The sequence below is a fragment of the Paenibacillus sp. FSL P2-0136 genome (genome assembly GCF_037975325.1).
GTDB classification, from domain to species: Bacteria; Bacillota; Bacilli; order Paenibacillales; family Paenibacillaceae; genus Paenibacillus_AQ; species Paenibacillus_AQ silagei.
The window spans coordinates 5,312,514-5,326,176 of record NZ_CP150244.1; the positions used below are offsets into that span (position 1 = coordinate 5,312,514).

A 13,663-nucleotide genomic window follows, 5' to 3' on the forward strand; every position below is an offset into this window, starting at 1 on the left:
TGCTGTGGCATAATGTATTCGGTTTCCGCAAACATATGGTCCTGGAACACGTTCAATAGCACAACTGCTCCTCTAACCCTCGCTGTGGCACAATGTATTCGCTTTTTCGCATATATTTGGCTATTTACACGCCTACTAGCTCATTGTGTTCGGTTTTCCGCATACATTTTGTTCGATTGCCTTAAAGGAGGGTGCTCCCTCCTTGGGGTAGGACCGTTGCTAGTTTTGAGCGTGGACCCAAAAAAAGACAAAAAAAAGAAACACCCTTCACAGCTCATATGAGCTGCTTCGGCGGCGGACGTATGAGAAGGAGTTCATTCCCTGTCATACGTCCGCCGAGGTGTTTCAAATAATGTCGGCTTAGCTGTATTATAACAGGGGGTTGGAGGTGTATCTGTGATTCTCATCACAACCAACCCCGTCTTTCACATTTTTTCCAAAAGAATGGTTGAACCCCCGCCGCCCTGCTCTGCAGGAACCACAATCAGCTTGCGCGGCAGGCGGGCCCGAAGCTCAGGAACATGGCTGATGATGCCCACAGACAATTGGTCATTATGCAGTCTCTCCAGTGAAGTGATAACGGTGTCGAGCAGATCCGGGTCCAGGGTGCCAAAGCCCTCATCCAGGAAAAAGAATTGCAGCGGGTATTGTCCGCGCAGCTGAATCTGGGCTGACAGGGCAAGCGCCAGCGACAGGGAGGTCAGGAAGGTCTCTCCCCCGGATAACGTGGACACAGGACGTCTAACGCCGCCGTTCCCGTCATCCCGGATGACGAAGCCCCCGCCTGAATCCACCTCCAATGCATAACGCTGCTTGCTCAGGAACCGCAGACGCTGTGACGCAGCCTGGCATACCTGCATCAGCTGCTCCTCTGCAATATACTCCACAAAGGCGTTGCCGCGCAGTACGGTCTGCAGCTTGGATAAACGCTCCTGCATCGCCGCATGTCCGGCCCGCTTGTCCTCCAGCTCTACCCAGCGGATATGGCGCTGCTGCAGATCCTCCAGATCCCGTTCTGCCCGTGCACGGGCCTGAAGCGAGGCTTCATCCTCCTCTTTGCACCTCAGCAGCGTTTCCTGGCTCTCCTGCCATTCTTCACTGCTGAGCACAGCTCCAGCCAGCTTCTCTTCAATACTCCGCAGCTGCAGCAGGCACTCCGCCTCTTCTTCGCGGTAGGACTTCACACGTTCGGCAGCTTCTGCCCGTTCTCCGGTCTCCAGCGATGAGGCCTCCACTTCTGCGGCCGAAGCGAACGGCGAAGACTGCAGACTCTCCTCCCACTGGGCGGCGGCGGCGGTATAATGCTCCTGCGCCGATTCTGCCGCCTGGCGGGCTACCGCAGCTTCACGGGTCTGCTGCTGCGCCTTGTCTGCTGCCCGGCGGTGTTCCTGCCGGCTGCGCTCCAGCGCAGTCTGCAGCTCCAGCAATCTGCGTTCACACCCGGCCAGCAGTTCCCCGGCAGGCCGGCCGCCGGTCCCTTCGCGAAGGCGCTGCTCTTTATCGCGGGCAAGCGCCTCTTTGCCTTCAAGCTGCGCATCCCACTGCGCCAGCTCCTTGTCCAGCCCGGCCAGCTGCTCGTTCAGCGTCTGCACGGTGAGGCTTTTCTCGTCCAGGAACTTGACGCTGATCTCCAGCCGGCTGCGGATCTCCTCGGCGCGTTCATCCTTGCCAAGCATCTCCTGATACGTTCTCTCCGCTTTCTCCGGGGCAAGCTCCGGGAAGAGACGGCTCCATTCCTCCCTTAGCTTGCCGGCTGAAGCAGCCAGCTCCTCTGCCTTGGCAGACAGTCCCTGCAGCCAGGTCTTCTCCGCTTCGGCACCTGCCGCTTCCTTGTGATACACCTGCTCCAGCTCCTGCAGGGAACGCTGCCAGTCCGAAGCCGCGCGGCGCAGCTCTGCGGAGCGTCCTCGCAGTGCGGCCAGCTGATCATTCAAGGCAGACAACCGGCCATCCAGCGCGGATAAGGCTTGTTCATCCGGGAGCTGCGCGGTTGCCTGAGAGTCGGGAGACTCCGAGGCGTTTAACGAATCAGGTGCGGCGTGTGAACCCGAACTGTTCAGAGAGTCAGATGCTGCATAAGAGCCGGAACTGCTTGAGAGCTTGGAAGCCTCAAGAGACTCCGAAGGGCTCAAGGAATCAGAAGCGTTGTGAGACTCAGAATTGCTGAGAGTGAGAGATCCGGCATCCGAACCGGAACTGCCTGAGAGCTTGGGTGCGGGTGCGGCGTAGGAAGTAATGCTTGCCGTCTTGTTCGCAGCCGCCTCTGCCCCGGCGGCGCCAGCGGCGGACTGGTGCAGCGCCTCTTCGGACGCGGCTCCCGCTAGCCCAGCGAGCCACGAGCTGTCCTGCTCCAGCAGGCTGCGCAGCAGATGGCGCGTCTCCAGCGCCTGCCGGGCCTGAGCGCGGACATGGCGGAGCCTATTGTCCAGCTCCCCAGGGTCCCCCTGCTTCTGAACAAGCGCAGGGGAGGGGTGATGCTCGCTGCCGCATACCGGGCAGGGAACACCTTCCTGGAGTTCACCGGCGAGTGCCTGCGAGAGCCGGTGAACCTCCTGCTCCTTCAGCGCAGCCTCCAGCGCGCTGATGTGCCCCTCCAGGCGGCCGGCAGCGTCTCCCGCTGCCCCTTCGGCCGTCCGCAGCTCTTCCTGGTGCAGGGCGGCGGCGGCCAGCAGCTCTCCGCGCCCGGCATCCAGCGCCTGCCGCCGGGACCCGGCGGCGGCCAGCCGCACTTCCGCCGCTGCGAGCACAGCCGCGCGGCTCTGGCGCTCACGTTCTGCCGATTCCCGCTGGGCCTCGGCAGAACGCAGTCCCTGCAGTCTCTGCATGGCTTCCTGCAGAGACTGCCGCTCCTGGGAGCGGACCGCCAGTGGCTGCAGGCTCTGCTGCAGCTCGTGCTGTTTCTTTTGGCCGCGGGCCAAAAGCTCACGCTCCCGGGCCAGGCTCTCCCGCCCGGCGGCCAGGCCCCGGGCGGCTTCCTCGCGGCGCACCTGCAGCGCCGCCCGCTCGCTGTGCAGTGCGCCGAGCTCGGCCTCCAGCTCGAGCGCGCGCCGGTACCGGCCCTCCTCCTCGCGGAGGGCCGGCTCGCCTGCGGACAGCGCGGCCTGGGCCGCTGCTTCCGCTTCCGCCCCGGCTGCCGCCTCCTGCACGGCGGCGGCGGCCAAGGCCTCAAGGCCCCCGGCGCGTGCCGCCCGGGCCTTCCAGGCCTCCTCCGCGCTGCGCCAGGCCTTCAGCGCGGGCAATCTCCGCTCGGCCTCGTCCGCCTTGCCGAGCTTCTGCTCCAGGAGGAGGATCTGCTCCTCCTGGGCCAGCAGAGCCTGCCGCTGCGACTCGCGGCGGGCCCGTTCCTCCTGCAGCTCGCGGATGCGGGCGAAGCGCTCGGCGCGCTCCGCAGCCTCCGTGAGCCGCCCCCGGCAATCCGCCGCATGACGGATCGCCTCCTGCACACGGACGGCGGCCGCTTCCACATCTGCCTTGCCCGCGCTGCCCAGCCCCTGCTGCTCGGCCTCCAGAGCGCGCAGTGCCGCCTCGTTCTCCTTGACGCGGCGGCTCAGCTTCAGTGCCAGCCCGTCGCCGTACTGTTCCAGATGGAACAGACGCTGGAGCATCTGCCTGCGGTCCACGCCCCGCAGCGACAGGAACTCGGCGAATTTGCCCTGCGGCAGCACAACGGCCCGGGTGAAGTCGTCCATCTTCAGCCCGATGTGCTCTTCGACACAGCGCGTAACGTCCGCCAGCTTGTCGGCCATCACAAGATCCCCGTCCGCCTTGACCTCGATGAACCGGCTGATCGTATTGCTGACCGACTGCTCCCCGGTGCGTTTGAACTTCCGTTCTACGCGATAGCGACGCGTTCCGGAAGAGGAGTTCAGCTCGAAGGTGAAGGCCACGCTGAGCTGGTCCTCGGAATGGTTCATAATCCCCTGGGTTCCGTTCACGGCGCGCTCCACTTTGCCGTACATCGCCAGTGTAATCGCGTCCAGCAGACTGGATTTGCCGCTGCCCGTCGGACCGAAGATCCCGAACAGCCCCGTCTCGGTCAGGCTGGCAAAATCAATCTCCTGCTGCGCCCGGTAACTCTGCAGCCCGGATAATTTCAACAATATCGGCTTCAAATCAGTTCTCCTCCCCTTCCGCAGCTTGATGCCGCTCTTCTTCCGCCAGCTCCAGGAACAGCTCAATCAGGCTGTCATCCGGCTCCGCACCGCCGGTCTGGCGCTGATAGAACCTGCGGAACAGCTCCTGTACCGGCATGCGGGAGCGGGACATCTCTTCCAGCTCCTGCTCCATCTGCGGATAGACCGGCCGGATATGGACGATGCCTTCCCGTGACTTGCGCAGCCGCTGGATATCATTCATGGACATGGCCTCGGTTAAGCGCAGCTCCAGATCAATGAATGCTCCCTCATCCCTGCCCTCATCCAGCCAGCCGTAGACCTCCTGCAATCCGCCCGCAGATCTCCAGTTCACCAGCGGCCGCCCGCAGGAGAGATAGATTTCCTCGAACACCGGCTCCCCGCCGGGTGCGACATTAATCATGGCCACCGACTTGGCCTGGCCTGCCTCAGAGAAGCTGTATGCCAGCGGGGAGCCGCTGTAGCGGATCATCCCATCGCCTTTGACCCGCTGGGCGCGGTGAAGATGTCCAAGTGCCGTATATTGCGCGCCGCAAGAGAGTGCCGAAGGATCAACGGTATAAGCGCCGCCGACCTGAATCGGCCGTTCAGAGTCACTCTCCACGCCGCCCAGCACATAGATATGGCTCATCGCCAGATTGACGGTCTGCGGGGTGAACTCGCGTCCAAGCAGATTCATCAGCCGCCCCACCCGGGCGCTGTAAGCCAGCCTCAGCTCAGCCTCCCCGCTATCCCCCGCGAGCAGCTCGCCGAGACGGGCTTCGGAGGGGTAAGGGAGCGCAGCGATTTTGGCAACCTCGCCGGTTCTGGCCGCATGCACCGTGACCGGTTCCGAAGTCGGCATTCCGACGAGCGTAATCCCTTGTCTGCGGACAAGCGGGGACACGGAAGCTACGCGCTCCGGCTGGTCGTGATTGCCCGAAATCACCACCAGCGGACGTCCGCCTGCCGTCAGTCTGGCCGCAGCGTCATAGAACAACTGCTCCGCCGCAGCCGGAGGATTGACTGAATCATAGACATCCCCCGCCATCAGAATCAGATCCGCCCCGGAGGAGTCGGCTATCATAACCAGCTCATCCACGAACTGCTCCTGCTCCTTCTGCCGGCTTCGGCCCTCCAGCGTCCGCCCCAGATGCCAGTCTCCCGTATGCAATATGCGCATTTCCGCCCTCTTTTCCCCGCCTGTCTGCGGCAATTATAGATTCAAAGAATGTATGCTGTTTTTCGCATATATTCGGACCATTCACCTGCGTGCGAGCACCATGTATACTGTTTTTCACATACATTCGGTTCATATGCCTGCGCGCAAGCACCATGTATACTGTTTTTCACATACATTCGGTTCATATGCCTGCGCGCAAGCACAATGTATGCTGTTTTTCGCATATATTCGGACCATTCACCTGCGTGCAAGCACCATGTATGTTGTTTTTTAGATACATTCGGGCCATATCTCGCTGTTCCAGCCGGTTGCATTCGGCTTATAGCATACATTCAGCCTTTAACCGATGAGATTAGATACACTCTTGCTCTTCCCGGCGATCCTTCAGCCACATTCAGCCAGCAAAGCCACTCTACAAATCATTCATAGAACTCTTATCCATAAATATCATTTCAGTCGACAGCCAACGCACTCAGACCGCAAGCATGTATTAGTCTAAAATACCGCGTAGCACCCTAGATCCGCCTCATCCTCATCCGCTGCAGCTACGCAATCCTTCCCCGCCAATCACAATCTCACAGCATGTCCGCCGTCGAAAAAGTACAGCCATATCTCGCTGACCGGCTCGCCCAGAATATCCAGCAGCGCCTTGCTGTACAGCTCCAACTGGAAACGGTATTTGTCCGACAGCTGTGTAAGCCCGTCTCCGTGCGGAGGGATATGATCTGTTTTGTAATCCAGCAGAATCAGCCGCCCCTCTTCCCGGAACAGGCAGTCGATCACCCCTTGAATCAGTACCGTCTCTGCAAAATCACCGCCGCCGCGTTCATCCGCAAGTCCGGCAGCCGCTTCGTCCAGATAGTCAAGCCCCCGGTAGGCTTCACCGGCTGGCATCGTGTAACTGAAGGGCTGCTCTCTGGTCTTCCAGGCAGAATGGAACAGTCTGTGTCCCAGCTCACTCCGGCAGAACTGCTCAACTTCCTCCAGCACCACCGCATCCGCCTGTTCCTTGCTAAGGATAGCAAGCCTTTCAAGACGCGCAAGCGTAGCCTCCAGCACAGACCGGTCTACCGGCTCATCCAGGGGGATATGCTGCATCACCGTGTGATAAGCCGTTCCGCGCTCGGCAGGGGTAAGTCCCCGCTGCTCCATGAATTTCGGCCGCTGGAGATGCAGGCTGTCCCTATACCCGCGTTCGTTCCGTTCGTCCGGTCCACCCGGGAGCTTCCGCTCCTCCAGCTGGTCGTAAGACGGCTGCTCCTGCATCGATAATAATCCCTTGAGCTCGGTAACCGAGGTCTTAGCAGGGATGCTTGACGCTGCCGCATACCGGTAAGTCCAGCCCAGTCTCTCTGCAATCTGCGCAGCTGCCGGGGTCTCAGGTGTTGACACCGTCTTGCCCCTGCGGAGCGCCTCCAGCATCACCCGGCGTTGTTCGTTTTTGTCCTGATCGCCGTCCCCGGCAAGAAAAGCGCCAGGGCTAAGCTCCGCTGCACCAGTCACCGTAATGCTCCAGTTCGACTCATCGCCATGTAGCACCGTGGATACCGGTCCCTCACTGCCTGCCAGCTTGCGCAGAATAGCAGCGGCAGGGTGGCGGATCAGCGCCGGTCCCACCCAGTCCAGATAGCTGCGGCCCCGGGCCAGCAGGTGATCCGCCAGCAGCAGCTCCTCGCGGCCCTGCATTGCGGCCCAGCCGGACACCGTGCGCGGCAGATCCCTGACCGTGCCGACCAGAATCATTTTGTCGCGCGGACGGGTCAGTCCGACATAGAGCACACGCATCTCCTCAGCGAGCAGCTCCAGCCGCGAACGGCGGTTAATCGCCAGATAGGGCAGTGTCGGGTAGCTGACCCGGGTCTCCCGCTCCACGAAGCGCGGCCCGAAGCCAAGCTCCTTATGCATCAGGAACGGGGAGTGCAGGTCCTGACGGTTGAACATTTTGGCCATACCTGCCAGGAAAACAACAGGGAACTCCAGACCCTTGGATTTGTGGATCGTCATAATTCTGACGCCCCCGGCCTCCTCGCTGCTTCCTCCGGCAACCCCCAGATCGCCGCCATTCTCTCTCAGCCGTGAGATGAACACCAGGAAGCGGAACAGCCCTCTGGCCGAGGTCTCGTTCTCGAATTGAACAGCCCGGTCATACAGCGCCTTCAGATTGTTCTGGCGCTGAAAGCCTCCGGGAAGCCCTCCGACCCACTCCAGATACCCGCTCTCCCGGTAGATCCTCCAGATCAGCTCGCTTAAGCTTCCTTGCCGGGCAGCATTTCTCCAGTTCTCCAGCCTATCCAGAAAGGACTTAAGCTTACGCTGCAGCGTAAGCGGAATATCCCGCAGCGCCGCCGAAGCATCGGTTCCGTCAGTTATACCTTCCTGTACACTCTCATTTCCTGACGATGGCGTAAGCTCTGACGCGGCGGCTGTCTCTCCGGCTGTGTCACCGGTACCGGCCCCCTGCCCCGCCAGCAGCGCGGCCTCCCAGAACAGATCCGGCGGATTGTCCCGCAGTGCCTCCCCTGCTTCAGAGGCCGCAACCAGCGCATCGTAGAACGTCCCTCTGCTGCACAGCCGCACCTTCGCCAGCTCCTCCTCGCGAAGATTCACTACCGGTGAGCGCAGCACTCCGGCCAGGGGAATGTCCTGGCGTGGATTATCGACAATCTGCAGCAGGGAGAGGGCAATCTCTACCTCGGTAGCCTGAAAATAACCCTTGTTCTGGTCCCCGTACGCCGGAATACCCTCACCCCGCAGCTCCTCAATCATCAGCGGCGTCCATACCCGGGCCGAACGCAGCAGAATGACAATGTCGCCGTATACTACGGGACGCATGATCCGCAGTCCTTTATCATAGATCAGCAGCGGCTCGCCGCCGGTCATTCCCGTCATCTGTGAGATACGCCGGGCAATGGCCCGTGCTTCCAGCTGCGCAGTCTCACTCTCGGCAGCCTCCAGCTCCAGAAGGGGCAGCTCATCGCCCTCTGCCGCTTCGTCCGCCGGACCCGGGGCTGAGGCTCCCTTGTCGATCAGCAGCAGCTCCGGCGCAAAATAAGTATCCAGACCTTTCTCCGCAGCTCCCGGAAAGTTCGCTCCGTACACCAGCTCTGCCCGCTCATCATAACTGATCTCCGCGACATTGCTATCCATGATCTGCCGGAAGACCATATTCACCGCATTCACCACTTCCAGCCTGCTGCGGAAATTGCGGGCCAGATCGATGACGAGACCATCTTCCCGTTCCTCCTGTCCCGGATCAGCCCCCGCCCGGCCATCTGCCTCAAAGACATGCAGGGTGCTACCTGCACTGTCTCCGTAGGAAGGATCATTACTGAACCTGCGGTATTTATCCAGGAACAGTCCCGGCTCCGCCAGGCGGAACCGGTATATACTCTGCTTCATATCCCCGACCATGAAGCGGTTGCCGGGGAATTCCCTGGAGATCAGCCGGACAATCTCCTCTTGCACACTGTTGGTATCCTGATATTCATCCAGCAGCACTTCGTCGAACTGGCTGCGGTACTCCATCGCCGCATCCGACGGTAGCGAATGCCCCGGCTGTGAGTCCGGATGGCGCAGAATCTGCAGGCAGTAATGCTCCAGATCACTGAAGTCCACCAGCCCCCGGCCCGCCTTCTCCAGCCTGTAGCGCTCGCCGAACGCGATTACGGTCTCCGCCAGCTCCTGCATCAGCGGAGCCGCCGTATGTAGTTCATTCAGGAAGGATTCCGACGGACGGCCGAACAGGGATTTTTGCAGCTCGAGCAGGCTCTTCTTCACCTGATCCCGGATTGCCTTCACGCTCTCCTGAAGCAGCGGATCAGTGGCATCCTTCTTGCAGGGCTTCAGCTTCCCGAAGGAGATCTCCATGAAGATATCATACAATCCGGCCCAGGGCTGCGAGTCCACCGCGTCCAGCAGGCCTTGCGCCATCTCCAGATCGGCAGCAAGATTCTCCGCGTAAGGCGCCGGACCGCCGGGTTGAAGCGCAATGTCACGCCCCTGCTCCAGCTGGCTGATCGCCCCCTTCAGCGTCAGCCTGGCTTCGGCAAGAATGCTCTGCACCCAAGGCGTATGGCTCAGAGCCTCAGCATCCGGCAGCGCAAAGTCGGCTGCGGTATCCCGCAGCCACTGCGCAGGCCAGGGATGGCTGCGCGCGAAATCATGCAGCCGCTGAATCAGCGAATGCACCGCATCATCGCTCCGTTCACCGCTAAACCAGTCTGCGAGCTGCACGAATAGGGTATCTTCCCCGTCCTCAGCAACCTCGCCGTATTTCTCTTCCAGCAACTCTTCCAGCAGCTCCTGACGCATCATCTCCGCCTCATGCTCATTCAGGATACGGAAGCCGGGATCGATCGGGATCATCTGGTAATACCGGCGGATTACTTCAAGGCAGAAGGAATGCAGAGTGGTAATGGAAGCTCTGCCCAGGAGGGCAAGCTGGCGGCGCAGATATTCATTCCCGCCCTCACTGTCCTCCTCCAGCTTACGCTCCAGCGCTTCCCGGATACGCTGGCGCATCTCGGAGGCGGCAGCCTTGGTAAATGTTGCCACCAGCAGCCGGTCCACACTGAAGCCCGCTTCCTCATTGCTGATTTTGCGGATAATCCGCTCGACAAGGACCGCCGTTTTGCCGGAACCGGCTGCCGCTGCCACGAGAATATCGCTGCCGCTCTCGGCAATGGCGCGCCACTGGTCGTCACTCCACAGACTGCCTTCCGGCTTCGTTTCGGGTACAGGTCTTGTACTCACAGCTTCTCTCCTCCTTTGCGGGACAGCAGATCCCAGATCACTTCTTTGCCCGGCTTACTTAGAATGTTATAGCTATTGCCCTCCACCGCTTCATCGAACTGGCAGACGGGACGGAAGGAGCAGAAGGTACAGGCTGTTTCCTGCTGAATGCGGTAAGGCTGTATTGCCACATCCCCCTCTGTAATGCTAGTCCCGATCTCCGAGATCGTGCTGCGCACTGAGGACCGCAGCTGCCCCCACTGTTCTGGGGTAGCTACGGATGCGCTGCTGTAGAAGCTGCCGTCACTCTTCAGCGCTACCGGAACAATAGAGGAATACCCTTTGTCGAGTGTGGTATCCATCAGCGATACTACCTCACGGTCGGCGGTCAGCAGGCCCTTCATCTTGAAGCGCTTCATCAGCTCCTGCTCCGCTTGCTCCCGGTTCATTCCGTTGGCTGAGGTCAGGAGCGGATCATGAACGTGGAAATAGAGCGCCCCGGCAGGCAGTGCTTCCTGGCCCAGCCATTGCTCGGAATAGGTCAGCAGCACATCAAGGTAAGTCAGCATCTGTAGCGACAATCCATAGTAGACCTCATGCAGCTTGAGATCCTTCTGGCTTGATTTGTAGTCGATCACCCGCAGCAGAATCCCCTGCTCCCCTTCAGCCTTATCCACCCGGTCAATCCGGCCGACCACCTCCATCACACAGCCGTTCGGCAGTGTGATTCTCAGCGGAGGCAGCTCCTGGCCCGGGCCAAAATCCAGCTCCAGCCCGACCGGCTCAAAACTCCCGCGCCGCGAATGCTCCCCGAGGATGACCGAAGCGCGGCCGACAATATTCTTCAGCTTGCGCGAGATATAGCCGTAGCGCTTGCTGCTCATCAAAATCTCTCCCTGTAACAGCGGAGACAGCTTGTCTACGGTCTTCCCCGCCTCCGTGCGGCATTCCTCCGCAGTCATGCTGCCCCAGCTGCGGCCTTGCTCCTGCAGCCGCTTCGCCATTTCACTAAGGGCCGCATGGAAAAGCTGCCCGATATCCGGAGCTTGGAGCTTATAGAGCTGTCGCTCCTTCAGCCTCAGCCCGTAGGAAGCGAAATGAGAGAAGGAGCAGGCAACGAACCGCTCCATCCGTGACACGCTGCCGCGCAGCGTAGAGCCGCCATACAGGCGCAGGCTGGTCTCCTTCTTCAGCCGTATGCCTTCATTGCGGTAGAACAGCGAGCCGAGCAGCCGCTCCAGCTTCAGCTTCATGGACAGATCCGCATGGCGGTATTCCGCTGCCTGTTCACCCGCAGGCTTGTCTGCGCCCTGCTCCGCCGCAAACCAGTTATAGACCTCCCACCACATGCCGGGGATCTCTGCCCCTTGACGCCACTGGCGGAGCTGAAACAGCAGCATGCGGAGCGTCTGCTCAGGATGGCCGATGAAGTCCATATGGACAGCGTCGTCATCATTGCCGCTCTGCGGGAAGCCGGAGAGGAATTGTTCATCTAACTGCTGCGGGAACATTCCCTGCAGCTGGCGGATGACCTCCGAAGGTAGCAGCGCTTTGCCCTCATCGTCAGCTACGGCATAGCTGATCCACAGCTTTTTGCTGGCCGTCGTAAGCGCATTGTAGATCAGGAAACGTTCATCCAGCAGCTTCCGGGATGAGCCCGGCGCAAGCTCCATACCGGACTTCTCCAGCATAAGCCGTTCCCCTTCGGACAGAATGCCGTCTTCCTTGAACTGTGCCGGAACCACTCCTTCGTTGAAACCGAGCAGGAAGGCGTACTTCACCCCCGACACTCGGGTACGGTCCATCGTACCTACCAGCACCTGGTCAAGTGCGGGCGGGACGAGCCCCATTTTAAGCTCAGCCAGCCCGGTCTCCAGCACCCCGGCGAACAGGCTGAAATCTATCCGTTCCTTGCCCATCATCTCGGCAATCTGGTCCAGCAGACCCAGAACAGCGCCCCAGAGCTGGCTATGCTCCCGGGCGGCTTCCGGGCGGCCTTGCTTCAGTGACTCCGCTCCCATCCCTTCGAGCTTCCGTGCCGCTTCCGTATCCTCCAGCAGCAGATATACCGCCCGGCATAGCTCCAGACCGCTGCGGCTGGCTTTGATTCTCTGCTCAAATGCCTGCAGCGGTCCTGTAATCGCACTCCGGCAGGCTTCCATTCTGGATAGCATGGCTTCATCTACAGCCTCACTGCCCTCCAGGGAGAGGCGCGGAATCCCCTTCCAGGAGCGCCCGTCCGTCCAGCGATAGCCGTGAATGCCGCAGGCCAACACATAGTTCTCCAACTCATCCATATCGGCACGGGTAATGTTTCCGTCCAGCGGGAGCAGCAGCTCTGTCTTCACGCAGCGGAACACATCTTCATAACGCCAGCGGCGGCGGACGACATCGAGAGCGGAGCGGATGAATTCCACCAGCGGATGATGCAGCTCACTCTGCTTCTGGTCCAGGAAGAACGGAACGCCGAAGTCCTGAAATAACGGGGCAATCAGCGGCTCATAATCAGCCATATTGCGCATGAATACCGCCATTTCCCCATATTTGGCCCCCGATTCTCTGGCCAGGGCCTGCATCTCGCGCAGCACGCCCTCCACCTCGGTGCGGCGTGAAGCCCCAGCCCGGATGCTGATGGCTTCCTTCACCTGTTCAGCCGGTCCCGTCCAGGGATGCCGGCGCTGTAATCCGCGCTCCAGATGAGCGAGTACGGGACTGTCCTTGAACCTTGGCAGGACGGGCGGAGCCAGCAGCTCATCCCATACGGTAAGTCCCATCTCCTCCGCTATTCCCCGCAGCTTAATGTAAGTAACCGCCGCCGGATGGAACAGCTCCAGCTCATGAGGGGCAACGCCCGGCGGATGGATCCGGTCCAGTGTGAGCGCAATGGTCATTGTGTCCGCGTACTGCATCAGCTCACGCAAGACAATGAATTCCTGGTTGCTGAAGCCGTGGAAGCCGTCCACCCAGATCTCGGCGCCGCGGATATAGGCAGAGTCCGCAATATGCTCAGCCAGTTCGGCCAGTCTGTCCTCTTCATCTATATAGAGCTGTGACATCTCCTGGTCCAGCTCGCTGAAGACGAGATGCAGATCATCCAGCTTCCCGGCCAGAATAGGGCTGCCCAGCGTGGCATCCCGCATTCTGCCGATCTGCTCCTCCAGGTCTCCGGCTCCAAGACAGCAGCGCTTAAGCTCCGTGTGCAGACTGCTGAGCCGCTCCACAAATCCCGGCCGGTCCGAGGAAGCCCCGAACAGCTTCAGCTCCTCCTTGCGCTTGCTGATAATCTTGAAGATCAGCATCTTCTTGCCTTCTTCACTGATAGGCAGACTTGCGCTGCCGCCGGTCTCCTGCTTCACCCGGTAGGCAAGCCGCGAGAAGCTAAGCGTCTGGGCACGCAGACTCCCCTTCACGCCGCCCGCCGCCAGCAGTCCCCGTTCCGCTCCGAACGATCCCTGCTCGGGAACAAGTATAATGATCGGGGCCCCCAGCGGCTCTGCCTTCAGCCTGGAGGATACCCGCTCCCATATTGTAGTCGTCTTGCCGCTGCCCGAGCGGCCGATGATGAAGTTAACCGTCATTTCAGCAGACTCCTTCCGTTGAACCCTGGCACTCTATGCGACACCAGAATCTATGAAAC

At 60.6% G+C, this 13,663-nt stretch carries 4 protein-coding genes; all 4 read right to left on the reverse strand.

Going from position 1 to position 13,663, the window contains the following annotated elements; translation table 11 throughout:
- Window positions 1-425: 425 nt before the first annotated feature.
- On the reverse strand, window positions 426-4,112 hold the full coding sequence (locus NYE26_RS22595) for an AAA family ATPase (RefSeq protein ID WP_339250266.1): 3,687 nt from the start codon (window positions 4,110-4,112) through the stop codon (window positions 426-428).
- A 1-nt stretch (window position 4,113) separates the two neighbouring features.
- A complete protein-coding gene (locus NYE26_RS22600; protein WP_339250268.1) occupies window positions 4,114-5,295 on the reverse strand; it encodes an exonuclease SbcCD subunit D in 1,182 nt (393 codons plus the stop codon).
- A 567-nt stretch (window positions 5,296-5,862) separates the two neighbouring features.
- Window positions 5,863-10,047 (reverse strand): UvrD-helicase domain-containing protein, encoded by a 4,185-nt coding sequence (locus NYE26_RS22605; RefSeq protein WP_339250270.1) that lies wholly within the window; start codon window positions 10,045-10,047, stop codon window positions 5,863-5,865.
- Window positions 10,044-13,604, reverse strand: coding sequence for a helicase-exonuclease AddAB subunit AddB (gene addB, locus NYE26_RS22610; protein ID WP_339250271.1), 3,561 nt, complete (start codon window positions 13,602-13,604; stop codon window positions 10,044-10,046). Before addB ends, NYE26_RS22605 begins: the two co-directional genes overlap by 4 nt.
- Window positions 13,605-13,663 lie beyond the last annotated feature (59 nt).

Bases quoted from the DNA above. Each gene is read 5' to 3' on its own strand.
- NYE26_RS22600 (WP_339250268.1), bottom strand. From the start codon at position 5,295: ATGCGCATATTGCATACGGGAGACTGGCATCTGGGGCGGACGCTGGAG.
- addB (WP_339250271.1), bottom strand. From the start codon at position 13,604: ATGACGGTTAACTTCATCATCGGCCGCTCGGGCAGCGGCAAGACGACT.